25 protein-coding genes are annotated in these 26,954 nt (G+C 63.0%); 7 read left to right on the forward strand and 18 right to left on the reverse strand.

The annotated features are described in order from the left end of the window. Nucleotides 1-92: 92 nt before the first annotated feature. Nucleotides 93-836 carry a methyltransferase domain-containing protein gene (locus JQ597_RS34495; RefSeq protein ID WP_212213815.1) on the forward strand — a complete coding sequence of 248 codons (744 nt, stop codon included), beginning with the start codon at nt 93-95 and terminating at the stop codon, nt 834-836. A 71-nt stretch (nt 837-907) separates the two neighbouring features. On the opposite strand, the gene JQ597_RS34500 is transcribed toward JQ597_RS34495, so the two are convergent. From JQ597_RS34500 to JQ597_RS34520, 5 genes are all read right to left on the reverse strand, one after another. Then, nucleotides 908-1,672, reverse strand: a complete 765-nt coding sequence (locus tag JQ597_RS34500) for a DUF4167 domain-containing protein (RefSeq protein ID WP_212035821.1) — start codon at nt 1,670-1,672, stop codon at nt 908-910. Nucleotides 1,673-2,203: 531 nt separating this feature from the next. Beyond that, nucleotides 2,204-3,094, reverse strand: coding sequence for a peptide chain release factor N(5)-glutamine methyltransferase (gene prmC / locus JQ597_RS34505; RefSeq protein ID WP_212269866.1), 891 nt, complete (start codon nt 3,092-3,094; stop codon nt 2,204-2,206). Beyond that, entirely contained in the window at nt 3,091-4,170 is a 1,080-nt protein-coding gene (prfA, locus tag JQ597_RS34510; RefSeq protein WP_212269867.1) for a peptide chain release factor 1, read from the reverse strand. Before prfA ends, prmC begins: the two co-directional genes overlap by 4 nt. A 54-nt stretch (nt 4,171-4,224) precedes the next feature. Continuing rightward, nucleotides 4,225-6,492 carry a phosphoenolpyruvate--protein phosphotransferase gene (gene ptsP, locus JQ597_RS34515; protein WP_212269868.1) on the reverse strand — a complete coding sequence of 756 codons (2,268 nt, stop codon included), beginning with the start codon at nt 6,490-6,492 and terminating at the stop codon, nt 4,225-4,227. Between the two features lie 297 nt (nt 6,493-6,789). Beyond that, the gene (locus tag JQ597_RS34520) at nt 6,790-8,043 is read right to left on the reverse strand and encodes an aspartate kinase (protein WP_212269869.1); all 1,254 of its coding nucleotides are present in this window, start codon (nt 8,041-8,043) and stop codon (nt 6,790-6,792) included. A 200-nt stretch (nt 8,044-8,243) separates the two neighbouring features. Between JQ597_RS34520 and JQ597_RS34525 the strand changes: the two genes are divergently transcribed. The 3 genes from JQ597_RS34525 (at nt 8,244) to JQ597_RS34535 (ending at nt 10,628) form a co-directional block, all read left to right on the forward strand. After that, a complete protein-coding gene (locus tag JQ597_RS34525) occupies nt 8,244-8,723 on the forward strand; it encodes a PH domain-containing protein (protein ID WP_212269870.1) in 480 nt (159 codons plus the stop codon). Between the two features lie 3 nt (nt 8,724-8,726). After that, complete coding sequence (ubiG, locus tag JQ597_RS34530; protein ID WP_192736458.1) at nt 8,727-9,485, forward strand: bifunctional 2-polyprenyl-6-hydroxyphenol methylase/3-demethylubiquinol 3-O-methyltransferase UbiG; 759 nt, start codon at nt 8,727-8,729, stop codon at nt 9,483-9,485. Nucleotides 9,486-9,728: 243 nt separating this feature from the next. Then, nucleotides 9,729-10,628 (forward strand): EamA family transporter, encoded by a 900-nt coding sequence (locus JQ597_RS34535; RefSeq protein ID WP_212269871.1) that lies wholly within the window; start codon nt 9,729-9,731, stop codon nt 10,626-10,628. A 13-nt stretch (nt 10,629-10,641) separates the two neighbouring features. Here JQ597_RS34535 and JQ597_RS34540 read toward each other — a convergent pair whose 3' ends face one another. Genes JQ597_RS34540 through JQ597_RS34560 form a run of 5 tightly spaced genes read right to left on the reverse strand, consistent with a single transcriptional unit; the run spans nt 10,642 to nt 13,468 of the window. Further along, nucleotides 10,642-10,974, reverse strand: a complete 333-nt coding sequence (locus JQ597_RS34540; protein ID WP_212269872.1) for a hypothetical protein — start codon at nt 10,972-10,974, stop codon at nt 10,642-10,644. 13 nt (nt 10,975-10,987) lie between these two features. Beyond that, on the reverse strand, nt 10,988-11,467 hold the full coding sequence (locus JQ597_RS34545) for a DUF1178 family protein (RefSeq protein WP_212269873.1): 480 nt from the start codon (nt 11,465-11,467) through the stop codon (nt 10,988-10,990). After that, on the reverse strand, nt 11,464-12,342 hold the full coding sequence (locus JQ597_RS34550; RefSeq protein ID WP_212269874.1) for a carbon-nitrogen hydrolase family protein: 879 nt from the start codon (nt 12,340-12,342) through the stop codon (nt 11,464-11,466). Before JQ597_RS34550 ends, JQ597_RS34545 begins: the two co-directional genes overlap by 4 nt. After that, nucleotides 12,339-12,614 (reverse strand): glutaredoxin 3, encoded by a 276-nt coding sequence (gene grxC, locus JQ597_RS34555; RefSeq protein WP_212269875.1) that lies wholly within the window; start codon nt 12,612-12,614, stop codon nt 12,339-12,341. Before grxC ends, JQ597_RS34550 begins: the two co-directional genes overlap by 4 nt. 44 nt (nt 12,615-12,658) lie before the next feature. Further along, nucleotides 12,659-13,468 carry a ComF family protein gene (locus JQ597_RS34560; protein WP_212269876.1) on the reverse strand — a complete coding sequence of 270 codons (810 nt, stop codon included), beginning with the start codon at nt 13,466-13,468 and terminating at the stop codon, nt 12,659-12,661. A 237-nt stretch (nt 13,469-13,705) separates the two neighbouring features. Between JQ597_RS34560 and JQ597_RS34565 the strand changes: the two genes are divergently transcribed. Further along, the gene (locus JQ597_RS34565; RefSeq protein ID WP_212269877.1) at nt 13,706-14,548 is read left to right on the forward strand and encodes a methyltransferase domain-containing protein; all 843 of its coding nucleotides are present in this window, start codon (nt 13,706-13,708) and stop codon (nt 14,546-14,548) included. 24 nt (nt 14,549-14,572) lie between these two features. On the opposite strand, the gene JQ597_RS34570 is transcribed toward JQ597_RS34565, so the two are convergent. Continuing rightward, nucleotides 14,573-15,112, reverse strand: a complete 540-nt coding sequence (locus JQ597_RS34570; RefSeq protein ID WP_212269878.1) for an ester cyclase — start codon at nt 15,110-15,112, stop codon at nt 14,573-14,575. 87 nt (nt 15,113-15,199) lie between these two features. Between JQ597_RS34570 and JQ597_RS34575 the strand changes: the two genes are divergently transcribed. Next, entirely contained in the window at nt 15,200-15,628 is a 429-nt protein-coding gene (locus tag JQ597_RS34575) for a MarR family winged helix-turn-helix transcriptional regulator (protein ID WP_212269879.1), read from the forward strand. 133 nt (nt 15,629-15,761) lie between these two features. Here JQ597_RS34575 and JQ597_RS34580 read toward each other — a convergent pair whose 3' ends face one another. The 3 genes from JQ597_RS34580 to JQ597_RS34590 all read right to left on the reverse strand — a co-directional run bounded on the left by JQ597_RS34580 (nt 15,762) and on the right by JQ597_RS34590 (nt 17,680). Further along, nucleotides 15,762-16,229, reverse strand: a complete 468-nt coding sequence (locus JQ597_RS34580; RefSeq protein WP_212269880.1) for a carboxymuconolactone decarboxylase family protein — start codon at nt 16,227-16,229, stop codon at nt 15,762-15,764. 31 nt (nt 16,230-16,260) lie between these two features. Next, the gene (locus JQ597_RS34585; RefSeq protein ID WP_212269881.1) at nt 16,261-16,794 is read right to left on the reverse strand and encodes a YkgB family protein; all 534 of its coding nucleotides are present in this window, start codon (nt 16,792-16,794) and stop codon (nt 16,261-16,263) included. A 64-nt stretch (nt 16,795-16,858) separates the two neighbouring features. Next, nucleotides 16,859-17,680, reverse strand: a complete 822-nt coding sequence (locus JQ597_RS34590; protein WP_212269882.1) for an SDR family NAD(P)-dependent oxidoreductase — start codon at nt 17,678-17,680, stop codon at nt 16,859-16,861. Between the two features lie 125 nt (nt 17,681-17,805). Between JQ597_RS34590 and JQ597_RS34595 the strand changes: the two genes are divergently transcribed. Next, nucleotides 17,806-18,753 carry a LysR family transcriptional regulator gene (locus tag JQ597_RS34595; RefSeq protein ID WP_212269883.1) on the forward strand — a complete coding sequence of 316 codons (948 nt, stop codon included), beginning with the start codon at nt 17,806-17,808 and terminating at the stop codon, nt 18,751-18,753. A gap of 195 nt (nt 18,754-18,948) precedes the next feature. Here JQ597_RS34595 and JQ597_RS34600 read toward each other — a convergent pair whose 3' ends face one another. The 4 genes from JQ597_RS34600 to JQ597_RS34615 form a co-directional block, all read right to left on the reverse strand. Next, nucleotides 18,949-20,244: a glycoside hydrolase family 130 protein gene (locus JQ597_RS34600; RefSeq protein ID WP_212269884.1), complete on the reverse strand. Its 1,296-nt coding sequence runs from the start codon at nt 20,242-20,244 to the stop codon at nt 18,949-18,951. Between the two features lie 31 nt (nt 20,245-20,275). After that, the gene (locus tag JQ597_RS34605) at nt 20,276-22,558 is read right to left on the reverse strand and encodes a glycosyltransferase family 4 protein (protein WP_212269885.1); all 2,283 of its coding nucleotides are present in this window, start codon (nt 22,556-22,558) and stop codon (nt 20,276-20,278) included. Then, complete coding sequence (locus tag JQ597_RS34610; protein WP_249133642.1) at nt 22,555-23,508, reverse strand: class I mannose-6-phosphate isomerase; 954 nt, start codon at nt 23,506-23,508, stop codon at nt 22,555-22,557. The genes JQ597_RS34605 and JQ597_RS34610 overlap by 4 nt, the downstream gene beginning before the upstream one ends. A 1,373-nt stretch (nt 23,509-24,881) precedes the next feature. Continuing rightward, complete coding sequence (locus tag JQ597_RS34615) at nt 24,882-25,913, reverse strand: endonuclease/exonuclease/phosphatase family protein (protein ID WP_212269886.1); 1,032 nt, start codon at nt 25,911-25,913, stop codon at nt 24,882-24,884. Between the last annotated feature and the right edge of the window lie 1,041 nt (nt 25,914-26,954).

Below are 26,954 nucleotides of genomic sequence, written 5' to 3' on the forward strand. Positions count from 1 at the left end.
CCACATATGGGCAGGAAATATGGCGTTAACGCTCCTGCGGCAATGCAAATTTCCAGGCTCCGCGGGGAACAGCGGCGTGATAGATTGAACCCATGACCATCGACGTCATCGACCTCCGCGATTTCTATTCGCGCCGCCTCGGCATCGTGGCGCGGCAGCTGATCAATCGCGGCATCCGGGCGCGATGGCCCGATGCGGATGGGCTTCGCGTGCTCGGGCTAGGTTATCCCACGCCCTATCTCGGGCTGTTTCGCGAAGATTCCGAACGCTGCATCGCGTTCATGCCGGCGGCGCAGGGCGTGCTGAAATGGCCGACGGCGCGGCCGGCGCTGGCGACCCTGATCGATGAATTCTCGATGCCGTTGCCGGACGCCGCCGTCGATCGCATCCTGCTGGTGCATGCGCTGGAAATGTCGGACGATCCGGAACGTTTGCTGCGCGAGGTGTGGCGTGTGCTGGCGCCGTCGGGGCGCCTGATCGCGGTGATTCCCAATCGCCGCGGCGTGTGGACCCGCACCGACAACACGCCGTTCGGCCATGGCCGGCCCTATTCGCGCGCGCAGATCACGCAATTGCTGCGGCAGACCTGGTTCACGCCGACGGCGTGGGGCGAGGCGCTGTTCCTGCCGCCGGTCGGCAAAGGCTGGTTCCTGCGTTCGGCGATGGCGTGGGAGCGCGTCGGCGCTGCGCTGTCGCTGCCGTTCGCCGGCGTGCATATCGTGGAAGCGACCAAGCAGGTCTATCGCGCGATTCCCGCGCATCGCGAACGCACGCGGCTGATTCCTTCGCTGCAGCCGGTGCTGGTGCCATCGTCGACGACGGCGACGCGGGCATGAAAAAGGGCGGGCACGCTTGCGCGATGCCCACCCTTTGAAAACTGCCTGTGCGCAGCTGGCGCTTACGCTGGTTACTCATTCCCCGGATTGAAATCTTCGCTCGGGACCGGCGCGGCGGCTGCGTTGTCGGGACGCGGGCCGTGCGGCCGGCGGCGCCGGCGCGGGAAACGTTCACCGCCGCCATTGCCTTCGAAGGCGCCGGGCGCGGCGTTCACCTGCGGCTGCGGCCCGGTGATGAATGACGGCAGACGATCGACACCGCCGGTATCGGCAATCACCGGCTGCGGCTGGGGCTGCGGCTGATATTGCGGCTGCGGACGATGTTCGCGCTGTTCGCGATGATGCTCGCGCGGCTGCTGGTCGCGGTCGCGCGGGAAGGGTTGCCCCTCACGCGGCTGGAAATCGCGCTGCTGATTGTTCTCGCGTGGCACGAACGGCTGTTGCTGCTGCGGCACGAAGCCCGGCTCCTGGCCGAAATGATTGAAGTTCTCGCCCTCTTCGTCGTGCTCCTCGGCCGGCATTTCGTTTTCGGTGCGCGGCTGCGGCTGGTTCTGCCGGAATTGCTCCTGGGCGGCAGCGATCAGGCGGAAATAATGTTCGGCGTGCTGGTAGTAATTCTCGGCCGCAACCGGGTCGCCGGATGAGCGTGCGTCACGCGCCAGCTGGACGTATTTCTCCGCAACGTGGGAGGCGGTGCCGCGAATCTTGATGTCGGGTCCGTTCGATTCGAACACCCGGGTCATCGGGTTTTGACCGCGCCGGTTATTATTATTGTTGTTGTTGTTATTGTTGTTATTCCGGTTACGCATCCGCTTGTTGTTCTGACCGTTTCTCATGTCTCGCCTTTATTCCAGCCCTGAAGTTATGCCGTTGCCGTCGTAGCCTCACCGGATAGGGCACACGACTGTGCGCACCGATTCACGGTGTCGTTCAAATTCATGACGTCGATTTCGCCAACCCTCGCGTTCAACAAGGACGCGTTCCCCAACCGCCGGCGTTCACAGCCGGCCGGACCAAATGACTTAGCCTGCCAAAACCAGCCCAACAGAAACACGCCCGGCCGAAACAAGCTCAACAGCCGCTGGAGCACAGGCTCTACGTAACTGTTTTGCGTGACTGTTTCTTGCGTAGGTATTCAAGCGCAATATCAGGCTTTCGTTCGCTTTGCGGTCGAGAGCAGCACAGCTCAGGCTATTGCGCTCGATTGGACCTGCGTTTTGGAACCTTTCACTCGGCGGGCTCTCGTTTCGAGAACTCAGGCCTCCACCCGTTATTACGGGGGCGGCAACCCTGGACCGATGTTGTGAGCGGAACGTAGTCGCTCCCGGGCAATATTCCAAGAGGTTTTTTTGCGTTCCAATAGGACTTTATCTAGGCATTTTGCGTCCCGCGACCGCCCTCTGGATGCCCGCCAGATCGGCTTTGGGAGCGCCTGCAGGCGATAATCCCGCCCCTGTCATGATACCTTCAATTGGCCCGCTTTGGCCCTCGCCGGCCTCCACAACCAGCACGGCGCCCGGCGCCAGAAGACCCGCGGCCTGGGGAATCAGGGCGCGGTAGGCATCCAGCCCGTCGGCGCCGCCATCGAGCGCCGCCCGCGGGTCATATTCCCTGACATCGGCGGCCAGACCCGCGATATCAGCCGAGCGGATATAGGGCGGGTTGGACACGATCAGGTCGAAGGGTGCGGACAACCCGGTGGCGTAATCGCACGCGACGAACGTTGCGCGATCGGCAAGGCCCGCATCCGCGGCGTTGGTCTCGGCGGTCTGCAAGGCCGCCACCGAAATATCGGTGCCGAACCCGTGCGCGCCTGGCAATTCCGACAACAGCGCTAGCAGAATCGCGCCCGAGCCGGTGCCGAGATCGGCGATGCGCAATGTGCGACCTGGCGCGCCGTCGGCACGCAGCAATTCCAGCGCCAGCTCGACCACCGTCTCGGTATCGGGCCGCGGCACCAGCGTCGCTGCCGAGAGTTTGAGCGGCAGGCCCCAGAACTCCTTGTGACCGACAATGCGCGCGACCGGCTCGCTTTGCAGCCGACGCTGCGCGAAATGGTCCAGCCGCGTTGCTTCATCTGCCGTGAGCTGCCGCTGTGCGGCCGTGATCAAACCAGTGAGATCGAGGCCAAGCACCGCGCCAATCAGCAAACGCGCATCGATTTCGCTGGAGTCGATCGCGCCGGTTTTGAAGCGCGCGGCGAGCGTGCGCCGCGCCGTCTCGACGGTTTGTCCGGCGAAAGCGTCGTCGGCGCTCACGCCGCCGTGCCCTGGGCGGCGAGTTGAGCGGCCTGGTGCTCGGTCGTCAGCGCGTCGGTCAATTCGCTCAAGCTTTCGCCCGCGATTACCTGCGGCAGTTTGTAGAGCGTCAGATTGATGCGGTGATCGGTGACGCGGCCTTGCGGGAAATTATAGGTGCGGATGCGCTCGCTTCTGTCGCCGGAGCCGACCTTCTCGCGGCGGTCGGCCGCGCGGGTCGCATTGATGCGCTGTTGCTCGGCGTCGTAGATGCGCGAGCGCAGGATGTTCATCGCCGAGGCGCGGTTCTTATGCTGCGAGCGGCTGTCCTGCATCATCACGACGATGCCGGTCGGGATATGGGTGATGCGGATCGCCGATTCGGTCTTGTTGACGTGCTGGCCGCCGGCGCCCTGTGCGCGCATGGTCTCGATCCGCAGATCGTCGTTCTTGATGTCGACGTCGACATCCTCGACCTCGGGCAGCACCGCAACCGTTGCCGCCGAGGTGTGGATGCGGCCCTGGGTCTCGGTGTCGGGCACCCGCTGCACCCGATGCACGCCGGATTCGAATTTCAGTTTGGCGAACGCGCCGCGGCCCTGCACCTCGGCGATGATTTCCTTGTAGCCGCCCATGGTGCCCTCGCTGGCGGAGATCACCTCGACCTTCCAGCCCTGCAGCGCGGCAAAACGCTCATACATCCGGAACAGGTCGCCGGCGAACAGCGAGGCCTCGTCGCCGCCGGTGCCGGCGCGGATTTCCAGCATCACGTTGCGGTCGTCCATCGCGTCTTTCGGTAACAGTGCGACGCGGATCTTCTGCTCGAGTTCGCCAACGCGCGTCTGCAGCGTCTCGAGCTCGGCTTCCGCCATGCCGCGCATGTCAGGATCGGCCGCGGAATCCGCCAGCAACGTCTCGGTGTCTGTTATCTCGGCGCGCGCCGCGCGATAGGCCTTGACGGCATCGATCAGTGGATTGAGCTCGGCGAGCTCGCGCGTGATCTGGACGTATTTCTCTGAGCTCAATTGACCGAGCAGCTCCGCCTCGAGCGAAGCGTGATGGGCGAGCAGGATATCGAGTTTGGCTTCGGGTAACATGTCGGAGTTCTCAATGGCGCAAAGGGAAGGGGGCGTTGCCGGGGCAGAGCCTCGCTACAACGACAACCCTTCGGCTTCCGCGAATTCCGTCAGCTTCTGCCGGATCGAGACGCTGCCGGACGGCGCTTCAAGTAGCGGCATCATGACGGCCTCGGCCTTCCTGGCATCGAGATCGAGGATCAGCGCTTTCACCGGGCCATGCGCGGTCGCCGACAGCGACAGCGAGCGGTAACCAAGCGCGATCAGCGCCAGCGCGCCGAGCGGTTTTGACGCCATCTCGCCGCATAGCGAGGCGCTTTTCTTTGCTGCATCGGCCTTGCGCACGATGTCGCGCAAGGCCCTCAAGATCGGCGCCGACATCGTGTCGAACCGTTCGGAGACCTTGGCATTGCCGCGGTCGACCGCGAACATGAACTGGAACAGGTCGTTCGATCCGATCGAGATGAAATCGACCTTCTTCAGGAGTTCGTCCATCTGGTAAAGCAACGCCGGCACTTCGACCATGGTGCCGACGTCGATGCGTTCCGGCAGCGCGTGGCCGTGCTGACGCAGATAGGTCAGCTCGCGCTCGACGATGGCCTTGGCCTGATCGAACTCGGCGACTTCCGAAATCATCGGGAACATGATCTTCAGCGCGCGGCCGCCGCCGGCGCGCAATAGCGCGCGAATCTGGCCGCGCAACAGGCCGGGACGGTCGAGCCCGAGCCGGATCGCGCGCCAGCCGAGCGCGGGATTTTCCTCGATCACGGTCTCCATGTAGGGCAGCGCCTTGTCGCCGCCGATGTCGAGCGTGCGGAACGTGACCGGTTTCGATCCCGCTGCGTCCAGCACCGTGCGATACAGCGCGAGCTGGTCAGAGGTACGCGGCAGGCTCTGGCCGACCATGAATTGCAGTTCGGTGCGGAACAGGCCGATGCCGGCGCTGCCGGTGTCGTCGATATGCGGCAGGTCGATGACGAGGCCGGCATTGATCATCAGCTCGATCTTCTGGCCGTCCCTGGTCACGCAGGGCTTGTCGCGCAGCGCCGAATATTGCGCCTGCCGCCGCGCGCGGAACCGGACCCGCTCGGCATAGGCCGATTCGATCTCGGCCGAAGGGCGCACATAGATCGAGCCCGAGGTGCCATCGACGATGATGGCGTCGCCGGGATCGGCGAGCCCCGGCGCGTTGGGGATTTCGCCGACCGCGGGAATGCCGAGCGCGCGCGCCACGATCGAGACGTGGGAATTGGCGGTGCCTTCCTCCAGCACCAGGCCGCGCAGGCGCTTGCGGTCATAGTCGAGCAGGGCGGCCGGGCCCATCGCGCGCGCGATCAGGATCGCATTGTCGGGCAGCTGTTCACGTGACGGCGCGTGGTCCTGGCCGACCAATTGCCGCATCAGGCGGTGGCCGAGGTCTTCGAGGTCGTGCAAGCGATCGCGCAAGTAGGGATCGGTCGAACGTAGCATGCGCGCGCGGGTGTCGGACTGCACGCGCTCGACGGCGGCTTCCGCCGTGAGGCCGGTGGCGACCGCCTCGTGCAGCTTGTGCGACCAGCCATGGTCGTTGGCGAACATGCGGTAGGCTTCCAGCACCTCGCGGTGCTCGCCGCCCTCGGCGACGTCGCCGCGCTCCAGCATGCGGTCGAGATCGGCGCGCAGCTTGGTCAGCGCCGCGTCCAGCTTCTTGATTTCCTTCGGCAGGTCTTCGGCAATGTAATTGGTGATGACGACGCGCGGCTCGTGCAGCACGACGTGGCCGAGCGCGATGCCGTCGGACAGGATCGCGCCGGCCTTGTGCAGGGAATGCCGCGCCGCGGGTTCCGCGCCGGGCTGCGCCAGCGCCGCCAGTTCGCCGGAGGCGATCATCTCGGCGACCACCATCGCGGTGGTCTGCAGCGCCTCGACCTCTTCCTCGACGTAAGTGCGCTTGGCGCGGTTCTGCACGACCAGCACGCCGAGCGTGTTGCCGGCGCGCAAGATCGGCACGCCGAGGAACGAATGATAGATTTCTTCGCCGGTTTCCGGGCGGAACGAGAACGCCGGGTGGGTTTGCGCGTCGGAGAGGTTGAGCGGGGTGGCCTCGCTGGCGACCAGGCCGACCAGGCCCTCATGCGCGCTCAAGACCGTTCTATGGACAGCGTCGCGGTTCAGACCCTCGGTGGCGTAGAGTTCGAGCGTGTTATCGACGCGCAGCACGTAGGTCGAGCACACCTCGGCCACCATGTTGGCCGCGATCAGGACCACGATCTTGTCCAGCCGCTCCTGGGCGGAGACCTGCTCCGCCATGGTTTCGCGGAGCCGTCTCAACAAGACGCGGGGGCCTCCCGACGTGCTCCGCATCTGTCAAAATCCTCCCCCGCGAGGCCAGCGTGCCGGGTGGCCGGGCGCTGGCGTGAAACTCAACAATAGCAACAATTTTATTCATTCGGCGCCGCCGCAAGCCGCCCCAAAACCATCGTTCCCGGCCGAATCGGGATCGCCAAACTGTGGCACAGTTTGCGGCAGCTCACCTGTCAGGCCGTATAGCCAATCGAGGCTTGCTTTGCCAAGCAAAACGCCTGCCAGTAGCAATAACGTCTGTGTAAGGCCAATGCTGCGGGCGCTAAGAGAAAGTAATTCTAGAGCAGAACCGATGCTCTAGGTCTGGTCGAGCCCATAGAGCGTGTGCAGCGTGCGCACCGCAAGCTCGGTATAGGCGGCGTCGATCAGCACCGAGAACTTGATCTCGGAGGTGGTGATGGCGCGGATATTGATATTTCGCGCGGCAAGTGCGGTGAACGCCTGTGCGGCGACGCCGGCATGGCTGCGCATGCCGCTGCCGATCACCGAAACCTTGGCGACGTCAGTGGCACTGTCCAGCCGCTTATAGCCGATCTTGTCCTTGGCCGAGGCGATGGTGTCCCTGGCGCGGGTATAGTCGGAGGCCGGCACCGTGAAGGTCAGGTCGGTGGTCTTGCCGTCCTCGGAGACGTTCTGCACGATCATGTCGACATTGATGTTGGCGTCCGCGAGCGGTCCGAAGATCGCGGCGGCAACGCCCGGCTTGTCCTCGATCTGGCGCACGGAAATCTGGGCTTCGTCCTTGGAGAAGGCGATGCCGGTGACGACGTGGTTTTCCATGATTTCCTCCTCGCTGCAGATCAGCGTGCCCGGCGGCGTGGCGTGCGGGTCGATATCCTCGGGCTTGTCGAAGCTGGAACGGACGAAAACCGGCATACTATGCACCATGCCGAGTTCCACCGAGCGCACCTGCAGAACCTTGGCGCCCTGGGAGGCCAGTTCCAGCATGTCCTCGAAGGCGATCTTGTCGAGCCGCCGCGCCTTGGGAACCACGCGCGGGTCGGTGGTATAGACGCCGTCGACGTCGGTGTAGATGTCGCAGCGGTCGGCATGGATGGCGGCCGCGATCGCCACCGCCGAGGTGTCCGAACCGCCGCGCCCCAGCGTGGTGATTCGGCCCGTCTGCGGATTGATGCCCTGGAAGCCGGCGATGACGGCGACTTCCTTGCGGTCCTTGAAACGGTTGATGATCTCGCTGCCGTCGATTTCGAGGATCCGCGCCGAGGCGTGCGCGTCCGAGGTCCGGATCGGAATTTGCCAGCCCTGCCAGGAGCGGGCCTGAATGCCGATCGCCTGCAGCGCGATCGCCAGCAGTCCGGACGTGACCTGTTCGCCGGAGGCCACCACCGCATCATATTCGCGGGCGTCGTGCATCGGCGAGGCGTCGCGGCACCAGTCCACCAGCTCGTTGGTCTTGCCGGACATCGCCGACACCACCACGGCGACGTCGTGCCCCGCATCGACTTCGCGCTTCACGTGACGCGCGACGTTGCGGATTCGGTCGATATTGGCGACGGATGTACCGCCGAATTTCATCACGAGGCGGCCCATGACGACGCGTGCATTCCCTGTGAGGATAAGTATGGTGACCCGCACGAAAATGGAGCGCCCGGGCCGAAAGCGGCGTATACATAGCGGCGCGTCCCGGGGCAAGCATCCGGGTGCATTTTCGGTCTAAAATGGCGCAAAATGCTGTGGTAGCGGGTTAATTCAGGTCAGGCGCAATTTAGGTCAGGTGCAAGGTTAGGTGTATGGGGCGTTATATCGACGATATCCTGCAGCCCGGCGAGAAGGTGCTGTATTCCACCAATGCACACTGGATCTTCTTTCTGCCGGCGATCGTGCTCTGGGCCGCGGCACTGGCGCTCTTCGTGGGCTCGGGAATGATCCCGGCGGGGCCCATGGTTTTGGTCCTCTGGTCGCTGTCGGCGATCGTGGCCATTGGCGCGTTGTACAAGACGGCTACCGCCTGGTTCCATCGCTGGACCACCGAAACCGACGTCACGAATTTCCGTGTCATCCACAAGACCGGTTTTGTTAAGCGGCAAACGTTCGAGATGAGCGTGGACAAGGTCGAGAGCGTCGACGTCAACCAGAGCATCCTCGGCCGCATCCTCAACTACGGCGACGTGACGGTGCTTGGGGTCGGCGAGGGTGGCAAGACCCTCGACACCATTGCTTCGCCGTTGGCATTTCGCAATGCCATCACGGCACGACCGGCCGGTGCGTAAATCATGGCCATGCAAACAAATCACGCCGGCGCATCGGGCAGCACGGTCGATCCTGCCGAAGTCGCAAAATTCTCAAAGCTGTCGGACGAGTGGTGGGACCCCAAGGGCAAGATGGCCCCGCTGCACAAGATCAATCCGCTGCGGCTGACCTATATCCGCGACGCCGCCTGCCGCAAGTTCGAGCGCAACGTCAAAAGCCTGAACTGCCTGGGCGGCCTGCGCATCCTCGATATCGGCTGCGGCGCCGGCCTGCTCTGCGAGCCGTTCACGCGGCTGGGCGCGCAGGTGATCGGGATCGATCCCTCCGCCACCAATATCGCGGCCGCCAAGCTGCATGCCGACAAGGGCCATCTGTCGATCGATTACCGCTGCACCACGGCCGAGGAGATGGACGTGCGCGAGCGCTTCGACATCGTGCTGGCGATGGAAGTGGTCGAGCACGTCACTGACGTCGGCGTCTTCCTCAACCGCTGCGCGGCGATGCTCAAGCCGGGCGGCATGATGGTGCTCTCGACGTTGAACCGCAACTGGAAGAGCTTTGCGCTGGCGATCGTCGGCGCCGAATATGTGCTGCGCTGGCTGCCGCGCGGCACCCATGAGTGGAACAAATTCGTCACCCCCGACGAACTCGCCCAGCATCTGGCCAACAACCGGCTTGCCATCACCGAACAGGCCGGCGTGGTCTACAACCCGCTCGCCGACAAATGGAGCATCTCGTCCGACATGGACGTGAACTACATGGTGGTCGCGGAGGAGATGTAATTTTACCTCGCCCCGCTTGCGGGGAGAGGTCGGCGCGTAGCGCCGGGTGAGGGGGTACAGGTCTAGCGATACATCGTGCTCGCGGTGAGAGCCCCTCACCCCAACCCTCTAAGAGCGAGCTTTGCTCGTCTCAACCCCGTAACAACGGGGAGAGGGAGCAGATCGCAATCCTGTCATGCGCCGTTCCGGTTGACCGCGTGCGCTGCGCCCGGCACGGTGCGGTACCCCTCCGACGGTATCCCCATGTTCACGGTCGCCTCGCTCTGGATTCCCTTCACCATCATTGCTGCGCTCGGCCAGGTCGCGCGCAATGCGATGCAGCGGTCGTTGACGGGGCCGCTCGGGACCTGGGGCGCGACCAATATCCGTTTCCTGTTCGGCTTCCCGTTCTCGATCATCTTCTTTGCGGTTGTCGTGACAGTCACCGGCGACCATATCCCGTGGCCGACGGCGGCGTTCTGGCCCTGGCTTTTGCTGGGTGCGCTGAGCCAGATCGTCGGCACCGGCATGATGCTGCTGGCGATGAACGACCGCTCGTTCGTGGTGACGACGGCGTACCTGAAAACCGAGGCGATCCAGACCGCGATCTTCGGCTTCATCTTTCTGGCCGATCATCTGACGGTGCTGAAAGTGGTCGCGATCCTGATTGCGACCGCCGGTGTCGTCATCGCGGCGCTGCGGCCGGCTGGCGGTAAGGGTTTTGCCGACCTGAAGCCGACGCTGCTGGGCCTTGGTGCCGCCGCGGCATTCGCGTTATCGGCGGTCGGCTTTCGCGGCGCTGTCATCGTGGTGCCCGGCGTTTCCTTCGTGACGGCCGCGTCCTACACGCTGGTGTTCGGCCTGTTCGTGCAGACGCTGGTGCTGTCGATCTATCTGCTGATCCGCGCGCCCGACGTGCTCAAGAAAATCCTGGGTCTGTGGAAGCCCTCGATGCTGGCGGGCTTCATGGGCGCGTTCGCCTCGCAATTCTGGTTTTTGGCGTTCGCGCTGACGGCAGCTGCCAATGTCCGCACGCTGGCGCTGGTCGAGGTGCTGTTCGCGCAGGCTGTGGCGTATTATTCGTTCAAGCAACCGCTATCGGCGCGGGAATTGGCGGGGATCGTGCTGATCGTGGCAGGGGTGGCGCTGCTGGTGGCGGCGTAGCTGCCGTCATTGCTCACGCAAGCCTGGACAGCACGTCAGGCGCGATGGTTGCCAATCGGCCACGAAGCTCAGGGTTTGCAAGATCGTGTATTGCGGCCGCTATTGTCTCCTCGTGGCCGGCTTCAGACTGAATATCCTCGCGGCATTCCACAAGGTTCGCCCACTCTTCGACGACGGCAGCGTCAATCTCGCCACGGACGAATCGCTGCAGAACGGTAGCGATGTCCTGCCGTGCCAGTGTGATGGTTGGTTCAGCATCCCAGGAGATTGAAGCAAGTGCCAGCTTCAAGTCGGCCAGTGGCGCATCCAGATGGATCAGCGAGGAGAGGATCGCCTGTCGGCTCATGTCGGGGACGAGATCAGTTTCTGTCGTCCGGCAGCACCGGCAGCGGCGAGACCTCGACGCCTTCGTCGATCAGGGCGCGGGCTTCGTCGGGCGACGCCTCGCCATAGATCGGGCGGTGCTCGATATCGCCGTAATGCATCTTGCGCGCTTCGTTGGGGAAGCGCTCGCCGACATTATCGGCGTTCTTTACGATGTGATCGCGCAATTCCTTGATCTTGGCGCGCAGCTCGAGTTCCTGCGCCATCAACAGCGGCGTGGCCTCGGTTGCCGTACCTTCGGTGCTTGCGACTTCCGCAGGCGGCACGGCGCGCGCGTCCTCGCGGCCCTTTTTGCTGACGATCTGCGGAGCCATGATGGCGCGCTCGACCTTGACCGAGCCGCACGACGGACAGCTCACCAGCTTGCGCTTCTCCTGGCTCTCATAGGCCGACGAGCTCTGAAACCAGCTTTCGAAAGCATGGCCCCGTTGGCAGCGCAGGCTGTAGCGGATCATGCCGAGCCCCGGACCAGATGCAGATGTTCAGGGCCGGCCTTGGGATCGGCGATGCCAAAGCGACGTCCGTGCTGCAGCGACGGCACGGTCTTGCGTGCGGTCTCGACTTTGGAAGTGTCGATCTCGGCGAGGAACACGCCGGGTTCGACGCCGCCCTCGGCGAGGATCTCGCCCCAGGGCGCGACGATCAGCGAATGCCCATAGGTCTCGCGCTTGTTCTCATGCAGGCCGCATTGCGCGGCGGCGAACACGAAGCAACCGGTTTCGATGGCGCGGGCGCGCAGCAGGATGTGCCAATGCGCTTCGCCGGTCTTGCGGGTGAAGGCGGACGGCACGGTGAGGAACGACGCGCCGCTTTCGGCGAGCGCGCGGTAGAGCGCCGGAAAGCGCACATCGTAGCAGATCGTGAGCCCGATCCGGCCCCACGGCAGGTCCGAGATCACGGCGGTTTCGCCCGGCTGGTAATTGGCTGACTCGCGATAGCTCTCGCCGCCGGGCAGGTCGATGTCGAACATATGGATCTTGTCGTAGCTGGCGAGCAGATTGCCGTCAGGCCCGATCAGGAACGAACGGTTGACCGCGCGCTCCGGCGAGAAGCGCAGCGCGAGCGAGCCGACATGCAGATGGATCTTCAGCTCCGCCGCCAGCGCCCGATAGGCCTTCAGCGACTTGTCGTCTTCCTCAGCTGCCAGATGCTCGAACAGCGCCTTGCGGTTCAGCTGCATCATGTTGCTCACCTCGGGGGTTTGCACATAATCAGCGCCCTGCGCCGCCGCTTCGCGGATCAGTTTCATGCCCTGCTCGAGGCTCGGCTCCGGCAGCAGGGAGGTGCGCATCTGCACCATCGCGGCGGTGAAGGTCGTGGCAGCGCTCATGACGAGGCCTTTTCTCCCGCCAGCAACGCATCGAGCCTGCCCGCGCGATCCAGCGCGTAAAGCTCGTCGCAGCCACCGACATGGGTTGCGCCGATGAAGATTTGCGGAAACGTCGAGCCGGCGCCGGCCCGATCGTACATCTGTTCGCGATAGGAAGGGTCGTTGGATACGCTGAGTTCGGTAAACGCGGCATTCTTGCGCGTCAGCAGGGATTTGGCCGCGGTGCAGTAACCGCAGCCGGGGCGGGTGTAGATTTCAATGGCAGCGGTCATGGAGCGCTCTGGTTCGCAAGTTCCGGAAATGGCAAGTCTTTGAATTATATGGGAGCCCGGTGGGTGTCCACAACCCGCGCGAATACCAGCACGTCGACCTGCGCGGCCTTGGCGCGCAATAAGGCACGGGCGCAGGCGTCGGTCGTCGCGCCGGAGGTCAGGACGTCGTCGATCAGGACCACGCGGCGGCCCTGGATGTCAGCGCTGCGGTCAGGGGCGACCTTGAAGGCGCCCTGCACATTGCTGGCACGCTGCGACCGCGACAGCCCGATCTGCTGTTCGGTCGCCCGGACCCGCCGGAGCGCCTCGGAGGCCAGTTTCACCCCGGTTTGACGCGAAATCACCCGCGCCAGCGCGCCGGACTGGTTGTAGCGGCGGCTCCAGCCACGCCGCCAATGCAGGGGAACCGGGACCAGCACGTCGGCTTCCCCAAGCAATTCCTGGCCCGCGCGGGCCATCCAGCGCCCCATCGCGGGGGCCAGATCGGTGCGGTCCTGGTATTTCAGCGAATGAACCAGCGTGCGCGCGACATCGTCGTAGCGCACGGCGGCGCGGGCGCGCTGGTAGGCCGGCGGATTGGCAATCGCCTCCATCGACAGCAAATCGGGACCGGGGTCGTAGACAAAGGGAATGCCGAGCCGCGGGCAAAATGGCGGCGCGATGAACGACAATTTGGCCCAGCATTCCGAGCAGACGCCCTCGCCATCGACCGGCTCGCGGCAGGAAACACACAGCGTCGGCAGCGCGATGTCGAGCGCCAGCCTTGGAATATGCGCAAACACGCCGCGCGCGGCGTTCAGCACGCCGCGCAAATGGGTGGAGATGGAGCGTGCTGGTGATGCCTCGGCGTCCATGGGGTGAGGCTAGCGCCGCGCGGCGCAGTGCTCAAGCGACGAAAACCGGTCTCCGTTCCCCGGATGCTGCGCAGCGCGCCGCACTTGCGGCGTGGTGCGCTGCTGATCCGGGGTCCATCTGACTGCGAGTCTGGGTCCCGGTTCTGCGAAGCACCGCTGCGCGCTGCATCGCGCCCGGGACACGAGATAGGCGCATCCCAGATTGCCAGAGACGCGCTAACCAGCGTACCAACCGCCATGGCTCCGAGCCCGACCGCCGCACCCATCCTGTTCGACCGCGCGCTGTTGCGCGCGCGGCAGGATCGTGCGCGCCGCCTTGGGCCAGCGACGTTCCTGCTCGATCGCGTCACCGAGGATATGGAAGAGCGGCTGGCGGCGGTGACGCGGGATTTTTCCGACGTCGCCGAAATCTGGACGCCGGTCGAGCTGCTGCGCAAGCCGGTGGCGAATCGTTTCAAATCCATCACCCGGGTCGAACCGGATGAAACGGAAACGCTGCGGCTTGCGCCGGAATCGCTCGATCTTGCGGTCTCCGCGCTCGCCTTTCAATTCGTCAATGATTTGCCTGGCGTGCTGGCGCAGATCAGGCGCGCGCTGCGGCCGGATGGATTGCTGCTGGCGGCGATGATCGGCGGCGATACGCTGACCGAACTCCGGCAGTCGTTTGCGGCGGCGGAGGCCGAATGCGAGGGCGGAGTGTCGCCGCGCGTCGCACCCTTTGCCGATCTGCGCGATGTCGGCGCGCTGCTGCAACGCGCGGGCTTTGCGCTGCCGGTCACCGACGTCGATCGCGTCGTGGTGCGCTACGACAGCGCATTGGCGCTGACGGCCGATCTGAGAAGGATGGGCGCGACCAATATTCTGGTCGAGCGCCGGCGGGCACCCACCCGCCGCGCCACGCTGCTGCGGATGGCGCAGATCTACGGCGAACGCTTTGCCGATTCGGACGGCCGTATCCGCGCCACCTTCGACGTGATCTGGCTGTCCGGCTGGGCGCCACATGAAAGCCAGCCCAAACCGCTGCGGCCGGGTTCGGCGAAAGCCAGCCTGGAGGCGGCGGTGAAGGGGAAGACGAAGTAGAATTGTGATTCGTGAGCCGTCTGGTCAGGCTACGATGGAGGACAGGGTCAGCGTCGAAATCACCCCCGCAAGCAGGCCGAGGCCCGCCGCAAACCACACACGGTATCCGGCAAGCCACATCAGCAGGAGATGCCTGGCAGGAAATGCGCCGATCTGGGTCAGGATCGTGAGCATGTCAGCGCAGATCCACTCCTCGGCGATCTTGCCATCAGCAATGCGGTACAGTTCGCAGCTTTGGTAATCGACGCGCTTTCCGGTCGGCTGATTTCCCAGGAACTCGCCGGTGTGCGTTCCGGTAAAGCGAAGACGCACCGCCACCTTGTCATCGGCTGCAAACATGTCCTGCGCTTCGATCTGAATGTCGGGAAAAGCGTTGAAGAAGGCTTCCGAATTCCTTCGCCATATGCGCCGGCCGCGCATTTGATGCGGCACCCCGGCCAAGTTAATGATGAAGTCCGGCGACAGGAACTCGGCAGCAGCCACAATGTCCCTGCGGCTCAAGGCGGCGAAGGCGCTACGCATCAATGCGATATTTCCCTGGGATGCGGTATTGGTGGCGAGCACGACGGGACTCCAATTGATAATCGAATTGGTATAAAGCACATCGTGAATATGATACACAATGTAGATAATACATCACTTTGCAGCGACGTGCTGTCGCAGCTATTCCTGGTCACAACGCTGATGTCGGCGGATATGCAGCGTGGCTTGGCCGAGCGCGGCCTGACGCAGACAAGGGCGCAAGTGTTGTGGGTGCTGGGTGGGGCCGAGCGTATGACGCAGGCGGAACTGGCCGCGGAATTGAAGGTCACGCCGCGTAACGTAACCACGCTCATCGATGCGCTGGAGGAGACCGGTTTTGTCCGTCGCACGGCACACCCGACGGATCGGCGTGCTGCCGTCATTGTTCTGACGGCGAAAGGGCAAAAATCCTTCGCAAGACTGCAATCGGAGACGACCGAGTTCGCCAAACTGCTGTTCGGCAACCGGTCCGAACGCGATCTGAAGACATTCCAGGGGATACTTCACGACGTCGCTACGAAGCTGACCGAACTGGCGAAGGAAACTGGCGGCCGGTAGCGCCACCGGCGGCGGCTCTGACAATGGCGCTCATGTGCTGGTCCTTTCCTGACTTGTTCGCAGATGCCCGATCCCATCGGGCGACGTTGGCCTGGCTTTGCACGAGCCGTTGTCACGCCGCGCGAGAACAGGACTATGCGGCCTTCAAACTCTCGATCGCGGCCTGCGGCGTGTTGCGAAAACTGATGGCCAGGCGGTTGTAGGCGTTCATCAGGCCGATCGCGATCGTGAGGTCGACGAGCTCGCGCTCCTCGAACACGGCGCGGGCGGCCTGATACGCCTGATCCGGCACGCCGGTATCGGCAACGCGCGTCACCGTCTCGGCCCATGCCAGGGCGGCGCGTTCGCGCGCATCGAACAGATTGCCGGCTTCCGCCCATGCCTGCAGCAGCGCGAGCTTCTCGATCTTCTGCCCCTTCTTGAGCAGGTCGCGCGTGTGCATGTCGAGGCAGTAGGCGCAGTTGTTGATCTGGGAAATCCGTAAGTAGACCAGGTCGACCAGCACGGGCGAAAGACCGCTCTGCATGACGTAGCCGTAGACGCCGCCCAGCGCTTTCACGCCTGCCGGTGCAACCTGGTTGTAGTCCAATCGCTTGCTCATGTTCGTGCTCCATCTTGTTTGGAAAGGTTGATCACTTGCGAACCGCGGTCTTCAGCGAGTCGACGAGCACCCAGAAGGAGGCGGCGAACAGGCCGACGTCTTTCAGGAGGAACTGACCCGGCGCGACCGAGATCGCGGGGAAGCCGAGCTCCGGCACGACGACATCAGGCGTCGAGATCATGAAGCTGAGGGTCGTGACGAAGAGCCCGGCCGAGAGAACGCCGCCGGCCGCGGAAAAGATCGGGCTCGCCAATCTGAGGGCGATCAGCAGACCGATGCTGAGTTCGACAAAGCCGAGGAAGGTGGAGAAGCCGCGGACCGAAAGCAGCGCATAGAACCAGCCGACCAGCGGGCTGTTCTCCACCAGCGGCACCAGCCCGTTGGCCTCGTATTCGGTAAACTTCATCCCGCCGAACCAGGCGTAGATGACCGCGAGCGAGACGTAGAGGCCGGCGCGGCTGACCGGTTCGGCATAGGCGAGCAGGTGTTCGGCATGATCGCGCCAGTTGGAGGCGGTGCGCGATGCCAGGGCGGGGGTCGGAAGCTGAGTTGTAATGTACGACATGGTGAACTCCGTTTTCAGGGTGATGGTTTCAATTCGATGTTCGGCTGGACTTGTTGCCCGTCGCCTAGGCGCTGATGCGTTCGTGGTTGCGCAAGTTGTAGCGGGGGGCCGGGATGGCGCTCGAAATCTTGTCCGACATTGCGCGGCGCGCCGCCTCATAACGATCCCATTCCGCCTGGTTGGGCAGCGACGGGATGGTCACGGTCTCGCCAAGGTCGAGGCCCGCAAGGGCAGCGTCGACCAGGTCGTTGGCCGACATCACCATCTGCTGCGGCAAATGATGAACCGGCATGCCGGCGACGTCCCAGAATTCGGTGGCCGTGGCGCCCGGCAGCACCGCCTGCACGCGGACGCCCTTGTCGGCGAGCTCGTGAACCAGCGAGTGGTTGAACGCGAGCACGAACGCTTTCGTGCCGCCGTAGACACCGTTCAGCACCTCCGGCGCGATCGCGACGATCGACGAAATGTTGATGATCGTGCCGTGGCCGCGGGCAACAAATCCCGGCGCCGCTGCATAGGTCAGGCGCGTCAGCGCTGTGACGTTCAGGCTGATCATGTCGTCCATCTTGTCGACGTCGGAGGAGACCAGGGGCCCGGTGGCGCCCACGCCCGCATTGTTGACCAGCATGGAGATGCCGGCGTTGGTCCGCAGGATGTCCCCGACGCGCCGGAGATCCGCAGCGACGGTGAGATCGGCTTCGACCGTCTCGACCTTGCGGCCGGTGTCGCCCGCGATCCGGCGCGCCAGGGAGGCGAGCCGATCCTTGTTGCGGGCGACCAGAATGAGGTCATGGCCGCGCTTCGCCAGCCGGTCGGCGTAGATTGCGCCGATGCCGGTTGATGCGCCGGTGATCAGGGCGATGCCTTTGGTCTGGATCGAGGTCATGTCGGTCTCCTGGAATTCGGGGTTGGGGCAAGCCGTTGCTGTGCGTTCGTAACTAGACCCTTCCGAAAACGATGGGTATCTGGTAAAATCGGGAAAGACCCTTCCACCAGATGGAAACACATCCAATGGACCGCTTCGAAGCCATGTCGCTGGTGCTGGCGGTTGCCGAGGCCGGCAGCCTGTCGGCTGCGGCGCGTCGGCAGAAAACGCCGCTCGCAACGGTCAGCCGGAAAGTCTCCGAGCTCGAAGCGCACCTGCAGACCAAGCTGTTCAACCGCTCAAGCCGTGCGCTCGTGCCGACGGATGCGGGCCGCTCCTACATCGCCGCCTCGAAACGAATCCTCGCCGACGTGGCCGAAGCCGAACGCACGGCGTCCGGCGAGTACACGACGCCGCGCGGAGATTTGATTGTGTCGTCGCCGTTTGCGTTTGGCCGGCTACATCTGGTGCCGGTGATGGCGGAGTTCGTGGCTGTCTTTCCGGAGGTGGACATTCAACTCGATTTGCAGGACCGGCCGGTCAATCTTGTCGAGGACCATGTCGATGTCGCGCTTCGGATCGGGATCCTCACCGACAGCAGCCTGATTGCCATCCGGATTGGAGAAATCCGCCGCGTGTTGTGCGCGAGTCCGGCGTATCTGAAATCGCGGGGGACGCCCAAATCCCCTGAAGACCTCTCCACCCACGACTGCATCAGCTTCCTGCCGTTCCACTCATCAACCACATGGACGTTCAAACGGGACCAGACCGAATATGTGGTGCCGGTGCGGTCGCGCCTCGTCTTGAACAACCTTGAAGCAACCTGCGATGCCGCGCGCGCGGGTATGGGGATCGCCGCGGCGTTCTCCTACCAACTTGCCGAATCGATCAAATCCGGCGAGCTCGTGCTGCTGCTGCAGGATTTTGAGCCGCCGCCGCTGCCCGTCAGCCTTGTGTACCCGCCCAACCGTTTCATGCCGGTCAAATTGCGGGCCTTCCTGGACTTCGCGCTGCCGCGCCTCAGAGCGCGCATTGGCGACCTGCCGAAACGCGCCGTGCCGCGAGCGCGAGCCGGTTCGTCGCCATTGGAGTGAGGAGCGGTTCAATATTCGCTGCCGCGAGCGCTTGGCCAATCCCGACGGCCGGATCCAGACCGCCTTCGACGTGATCGGGCTGTACGGCCGGGCGCCGCATGAAATCCAGACCGAGCTAGGCTCGGCGGAAGTCTCGAGGCAGCGGTAAAGCGGACGTCGAAGCAGGCTGCCCGTGCGAATAGCTTCTCCGCACCATCAGGACATTGCTTGCAGCAGGGCTGCGATCTTGATGGTCGCAAAGTTGGAGTAGGTGTCGGATATGGCGTAGGGCAAAATGATCTGGTCATTGTGCCGCATCGCGCCGCAGGTATAGACCACGTTGGGAACATAGCCTTCGCGTTCTGACTGTTCGGGATGCAGCAACGGCTCGACCGAACGCGCCAGCACCCTGGACGGGTCTTTCTTGTCGAGCAGCGCCGCGCCGATCGAATATTTCCGGACCGGACCGACGCCGTGCGTGAGCAGCAGCCAGCCTTCATCCAACTCGATCGGTGACCCGCAGTTTCCGATCTGCACGAACTCCCAGGGGAATTGTGGTTTCAGGATCGCCTGACCGCCGTCCCACTGATGCAGGTCATCCGAATAGATCAGATAGAGGTTCTCATTATCCTGACGCGCGATCATGGCGTACTTGCCGTCGATCCTGCGCGGGAACAGCGCCATGCCCTTGTTGTGGGCCGCGGTCCCCTGCAGCGGCGACATTCGAAATGACAGGAAGTCGCTGGTCTCGATCAACTCCGATCGTATCGCTCTGCCGGTATAGGCGGTGAAGGTAGCGTAGTAAGTCTTGTGGTCACCATCGCGGAATTCGACGAAACGGGCGTCTTCGATGCCCTGGGATTGGGATGCGGTAACCGGAAATATCACGCGTTCGCTGATATCCTGTTCCTCCTTGAAGGTGATCTCAACCGCTTCGCCTGATGGTCCGGATACGCGACGTCCGACCCGGGGGCTGGAGGCCAGCCGCGCGGTCGGATCGACGGCCAAGCTGCCGTCGGCGGCAATGGTGCCGGTGCGAAATGTCAGCGAAGACACGTGGCCTTCGCCAACGGCCCGGAGACTAAGCACGAAGCGGAGGCCGCCTTTCGGCGCTCCAGACTGGTCGGGATGCGGTACGATGCTGGGATTGAACAGCGCAGAGGCCTCGAACGAGTACTCGTTCAGGAAATAAGCACCGATCAACTGGCGCTGGACGCTGGAAAAAGCGCCGTGAGCCGCCAGCGCCTGTTCCATCTCGTCGGCGCGGAACTCGAATTCCTGCAGCAGGTTGCGATGCCGGCCTTGGAAGTTCTCCAGCACGTCGGCCAACAGGCTGGCTGTGACTTGCGGATCGAGTGCGAGCACGCGCTCGACGATGTGGTTGGCGCGGGTCTTGTCGGTCGGGTTGAGGTCGCGCGGTTCAGTCGTCGGCTTGAACGGGCGTACGATCACGCGCGTGGGGTCGGGGCGCAGATAGAGTGCTTGCCGATGCAGGAAAGTGGCTTGCAACAAGATGTCCTCGGTTAGTTGGAGGAAACTGGACTCAGGCGCCGATGGCGCGAAGCGCCACGGGGGGTGTCACGCTGACATTGACGCGCGCAAGCTGACGAATATCGGCAAGACCGAGCAGATAGGACACGACCGACTCGCCGCCGCGGTTTTCGTTGGCGCGGTCGGGATGCAAGCCATCCCGGCAACTGCCGGTCTCGGGATCGACCAGCGCGATCGATAAATCGTTGCGGCCGAGAAACCAGGCGAAAACGTTGTTTGCGATCGCCTTCCATTCGGCGTCACCCTCCGCGCGCCAGGCGGTCAGGCAGGCCGCGATCGTCGCCGCTGCCTCTACCGGCTGCTGGTCGAACGCGCGCGGCGCCCGGCGCAGTTCACCGAAGCCGGCGGTGCCGACGGGGCGGAAATGTCCCATCGAGGTCGTTTGTTGTGTCATCAGCCAACGCAGGGACCGCAATCCGGCAGCGAGGTAATCGGGTGTTTGCGTGGCCATGCCTGTCAGCATCAAGGCTTGCGGCAGGCGCGCATTGTCATACGCCAGGCCTTCCTCGAACCACGACCAGTCTGGCGTTTCGACCGACGCGAGCCCCGACATCAACCTGTCGGCGAGAACGCGCCGGATTTCCCGGGCGTGCGCATCATCGCGAGCAACGGCGCAATAGCCGTCCAGACCCAGCAGGGTGAAGGCCAGTGCGCGGGGCGAACTGAAGGCCTCGACGGCCGGCAATGCCTCGGCAAACAAGGCGGCGGCCCATCGGCGTCGCGACGGGCTTGCGTCCCTGCGCGCGCACTCACCCAGCGCCCATAAGGTTCGCCCATGACTGTCTTCGGAGCCGCGATCTTCGAGCCAGGTTCGATTGAAGCCCATGAAATTGCGAAAGCGTTTGGTGTCCGGATTCCACGCATGCTGCACGAAGGCGGCAAAACGGGCCGTCAATACTTCGGACAAGCGCGTTTCGCCCGGATTGTTGAGGGCGCACGCCAGCAGCAAGGCGCGGGCATTGTCATCCACGCAATAGCCATGGGCGCGATCGGGCACCGAATGCACCGCATGCTGGAACAGGCCGGTATCGTCGCACATGGAAAGAAAGTGATCCAACTGCATGTCCGACGCCGCCGGGCTGTGCGCGATCGCGACCGGCCCGGTACGCGCCACCACCTTGAGCCAGTCCCCATGGCGCGCATGTTCGAAAGTGGCCATGTAACGCTCGGCCGTACGCTCCCATGTCATCGATCGGCTGATCGAGTAGGCACGCTCGCGCATTGCCTGCCGACGAGGGGCATTGGTGAGCAATTGCGCAATTTCCTTGCCGATAGCGACCGCGTTGCCGAAGGGAACGATGACGCCACGGCCGTCATCCAGCAGCTCCAGCGCGTGCCAATACGGCGTCGACACCACCGGCTTGCCCAATCCGAAGCTGTAGGCCAGCGTCCCCGACGTCATCTGCGCTTCATTGAGATAGGGTGTGACGTAGACATCGCACATCGAAATGAACTCTAACAACGTCGCCTGATCGACGAACTGGTCGAGGAATACGACATGGTTCTCGACGCCAAGTTCGCGCACGCGCGTCACAAGGCTCTCGCGATAGGCTTCGCCCTGGTCGCGCACCAGATTTGGATGCGTCGCGCCGAGCACGACATAGACCGCGTCCGCGCGACGTTCCAGGATCAAGGGCATGGCGTCGATCATGACCTCAATGCCCTTGCTGGGGGAGAGCAGGCCGAACGTCAGAATGACGGAGCGGTCGCTGAATCCGAGTTTGGCCTTTGCCGCGTCGGGCTCGACAAACGGAAAATCGGGAATGCCGTGCGCGATCACCTCGATCTTGTTGTCCGGTACGCGGTAAACGCTGCGCAGCATCTCGCGGCCCTTGTTGGCCATCACAATGATCTTCGAAGAAGCATCGACGATGCGCTCCATGACCGCACGCTGGGCGGCGGTCGGCTTGGCCAGCACTGTGTGCAGCGTGGTGATGACGGGCATGCTGAGGCGTGAAAGCAGCTCGAGGATGTGCCCGCCGGCTTCGCCACCGAAGATTCCGAACTCATGTTGCAGGCAGACGACGTCGAACCGGCCGGCGTTCAGGAAGGCCGCGGCACGCACATAGTCTTCAATGGTGTCATCCTTGATCTGCAAGGCAACCGAAGCGGGATAGTCGTAAGCTTGTCCGTGGTCGTTCATTGCGACAATGCTGACCTCCAGATCCGGCCGTGAACTGGAAAGCGCGCGTTCCAGATCGGTCGTGAAGGTGGCGATACCGCAGCGGCGGGGCAGCGAATTGCCGATGACGGCGATGCGGCGAAGCGGCGTCATGTTCGCGCCTCCTTGGCGCCTTCAAACTGCGGAACAGCAGGAGCAGCCGGATTGGCAGCGTTGCCCGGTGTTTCACCAAGCCTTTGCAACAGGGAATCGATCGGACGGCTCGCCGGATACGCGATCAAGGCACTCAATCCATGGCTGCCGACCTCGATGCTGGTGCGACCGCCGGCAACGAAGATGGCCTCCCCGATCGAGGCCGCGACTAGTCCAATGGCGGCGTGACCGTTGAGAACAAGAATCCAGGTCTCCGGTTCGGCAAGCAGCGCCCAGCTTGAACCCTCGGGCAGCTCAACGCGCTCGAGAACGAAATGCCGGCTGGCGACGAGGACCGTTCGGTCCGCGGAAAGGCGCGTCGGATTGCAGGGCGTTCGAAGCGGCCATGGGTGAGCGACCGCGACCCCGTCGTCTTCGTGCAATTCGCGTTGCCGGCCATAGTCGAACAGGCGGAATGTCGCGTCACTGCGCTGCTGAATTTCGGCCAGCACAATACCGGCGCCGATGGCGTGGATGGTGCCGGCCGGGATGTAGATGACGTCGTCTTTCGCAACCGCTCGCCAGTGCATCAGTTCGGCGATCGACCCGTCCCGGATGGACGCCCGCAATTGCTGTGGTGTTACCTGGTGCTTTAATCCAGCGCCGATCTGCGTGTCGGGCTCAGCCGAAAGGATATACCACGCTTCGCTCTTGCCGTTCGGCATCCCGATCGCGCGTGCGTAGGTGTCGTCCGGATGTACCTGGATCGACAAGGGTTCGCTGGTGAATAGCAGCTTGAGGAGCAAGGCCGGGATAGGCGCATCCTTGTCGGCCCGCTCGAACCACAGCTCGCCGATGGCGTCACCAGAGCCGTCAATATTGCTCCAGGGGTGCAGATCACGGGCCCCCCAGGGCTTGTGGACGACCCGCACGGCGGCATGTTCGGTAGGCATAGGATGTCCCTGACCCATGACGCGCACGTCAGGGCGACGTGCCGTTGGCCGCGATCGTTGTTAGGATTTGGCGTGGCTAAGGCGTGGCGTACCCGCACGGGTGCTTAAAGCGGATCGGACGCCGAGTGTTCCTTAGGTGGCTACTCCACCACGCGATTACAACCTGTCGCGGCCTGTTTACTCTCCTTGCCCTCAAGCGGAAGCGGTCGCCTCCATTTCCCCGGAAGCGCAGCATCGATGGCCGAAAGACGCTGCCAATCGGTCTAACAGGGGAACCGGGGCCGTTATGGTTGGTCGAGTGTCGATGGGGTGCCAGACTTTGGTCCCCAGGAGGGACGAGGCCCGGTCCACGCCGGGAGCGCATCCCATTCGGCCCATCGCATGCGGCGCTCCTCATTTCCAACTCTGACAAAAACGAAAGCAGCGTCATCGCTGCCCGTTTTTGATCCGGCGAACATGGCCGGCACGCCATACGCGTTCCTGACAGTTGCTTTGTTGGCCATTGCGACCTTCCGATGGGTTTTGTTCTGCGGTCTTGCGTAGACGGATCAACTTTGAAAAATGACCGCGGCGGCTATCAGCATGACGAAAAAGTTCGGCAGCGGCACCGGAGGCACAAGCCACTCACGGAAGTCGGGGGATTTGACAACGGACCGCCTGCTTGGTTGAGGCGGGAGCGCAACGCTCTCAGTCATCGATAACTGCCGGGGGCGCGCGATGATATTCCACATATAGTCTCTTTTGCCCAAATAGCGAGATGGCAACCGGCTTATTTCAGCATTTGTTTGGACGCTGCCTGCGGCACTGTCGGACATTCGTTAACTGCATGTGCTTACAGTTTCTGCACATGGTCACGATTTGTGTTTCATGAACGGATTGGCGGGATACGTGCAGCAGATCGAAACCAATGACCCTACCGAGGCCCGACGCAGCCGCTACGCCCAGTATCGAGGACAAGTGGCCACGCTGACCTTTGGCTCTGCGACCGTGAGGGGCATGGTCCGATCGGTCAAGGAAGACAGTTCCAGTATTCCCGTTCGATGGCTGGTTACCGTCGTTTCGCCATAGCGGCGACCAACATTGCAGATTGATCAAATGATGCCGCGCCTCACGTTGGTGAGATTTGAACTTACGGATTTGGATGCCGCCAGCTTCGTCTAGCCGCCCAACCGCTTCATGCCGGTCAATCAAGTTGCGCGCCTTTCTGGACTTCATGCTGCCACGCCTCCGGGCACGCATTGGCGACCTGCCGAAACGTACCGTGCCGCGGGGACGAACCCGTTCGGCCCCATTGGATTGAGGAGCGGCCGCGGCCGCGACGGCGCTTTCGTTCGCAATGCCCGTGGCGGAAGACCTTTGCAGGGCCTGGAATCCCTCACTTGTCCGGAAAATCACTTGCCATCCCAGGCCGCCAGCGATTTCAGGTACGTATCTGTCTGGTCGACGCTGAACTCGGTCCACATGATCAGGTGATCCGACATTTGGTAGGTGCGCCATTGCGGGAATGCCTTGGTGGTCGGTGCGCTCTTGCCGCCTTTGAATTCCTTCGGATCGTCAAAAACGTATTTGAAGAAGTCGAAGATGCCGGCATTCGTGCTCGTCACACCTACCTTCTGTTTGAAAAACGCGATCTGGTCATAGAACTTGTCCTGGGCCACGTTGCTTCCGGCGGGCAGTTTCTGCAGTGCGGCCGGCACCACGAACTTGTTCTTCGTGAGCGCCTCATACGTCTTGTCGGTGCGCGAGAAGATGTTGAAGTCGCCAAGCAACACAAGATGTTCGGGCGAATAATCAACCGGCGTCTTGGTGTTGATGTAGTCTTTCGCCTTCGCGGCAAGCAGCTTGGCGAGTGCGTTGATCTCGTCGACGCGCTTCGGATCCTCGGCCTTGCTCGTACCGTAGTAGATGTGAACCGTGCAGAGATTGAACTTGGCCCAGCCGACCTGAAAGCCACAGACGAACGGCGTGCGGGAGATCTGGCTCATGATCTCCGTCGCGCTCTTGCCGGGCAGGACCAGTTCACCGGCAAGGCCGGTAAAGCTGACCTTGGTCGTGTTGTAGACGAAGGCAAGCCGTTCGCCATTGCCGCTGTCGGCGTAGCTGACATCCGTGAAGATGACGTTCCATTGCCGGCCTAGCAGCCGCATGATGTCCCTGAGCGCCTTGAGATCGGCTCGGACTTCCTGAACCGCAATCAGGTCGAAGCGGCTCATGCACTCCGCGATGTAATACATCGCGTCGGGCGTGCGTCCGCCGTATTTGGCGCCGCCGAACTCACGAATGTTCCACGTCGCCAGCAGCAGCGAGTGGTCGCTTTTGGCCGGCACCTTGCTTTTAAGTCCGGCGCGCAACTTTCGCAGCCCGGCTATGATGCGTTGCCGCTGCTTCGTATCCTTGATCCACCGCAGACCCGTGTAATTCACGACGCTCTCCCCCGTTGCGAAGGTGCTCTCCGATTGCGAAATGTGGTTATACAATCACTGATTTAGGCGATCCGAAAGGGGCAGTCGCGGAAAGCCACAACAACTTGTGCGGGGTGCCATCTCCGCAACATGCCCGTTATCCGGTCTTTCCCGGACCTGCGGGTATCGACGATAGAAGCTCTGAATAGGCGTGATCGATCTCCACCGAAGGCTCTGCTCGCAATGGCGGTGGCCGCAGACTTGCGAACCACGCGTGTCGCAATTCCTTGGCCGAATTGCGAACACCGACTGCGTCGCCTCGTGCGCAAGCGCAATCTTGCGGTCCGGCTGCGACAAATCAACCCGACGGGCAAATCAGTTCTGATTGTCAGAAATAACGTCAAGTCCAAAATTTCCGAAAATCAAAATATTCTTGTTTCCATGCGACCCAAATCAGTGCACATTTATGCCCATCCCGTCCCACTCAGAGGGGCGTTGGCCATCGTCACAACGAGGGGCGGGTCGCGGTGGACGCTGATGTTGCGCCTTGACGCGTGCAGCATTGGCGTACGGTGAAGTCGTGTGGTCCTGACGCCCGTAACGGCGTCAAGTCCCGCGGGAGCTAACGCTTCCGAGGGGCGACGGTGGCAATAGAGGCCGTCTCACCGGGGAGAGCACGATATAAGCCGTAAAGCCACTGCGCAGGGAAGGCCGGGTGTTCTCCGCTGCCCTGTATGCTCGTGTGCAGCTTTCTTAGCACAATCGCACACGAGACCGCGGGTGCAGCGCGCACCCGGTCTTCCCTGCGCCCTCTTTCTTATGGGGCGAAACGATTTGCAAAACTTCGGGCGTATTGCGCCGCGAGAATAATTTTCGTCGTCCCGGACAAGTGAGCGCAGCGAACGCGATCCGGGACCCATACGCCGCGGCCCATCAACGAGAGCGCTGGCGTCAGATACCTTCCTTAACAAGGATCGCCGCGGAGTATGGGTCGTAAGTCTCGGTGCCTCGATTAAGATGGGGCGATCGAGGCGGGCGTTGCGGGGTTTATGGGAGGTCGTT

The sequence above is a fragment of the Bradyrhizobium sp. AUGA SZCCT0177 genome (assembly GCF_018130125.1).
In the GTDB taxonomy this organism is placed as follows: domain Bacteria; phylum Pseudomonadota; class Alphaproteobacteria; order Rhizobiales; family Xanthobacteraceae; genus Bradyrhizobium.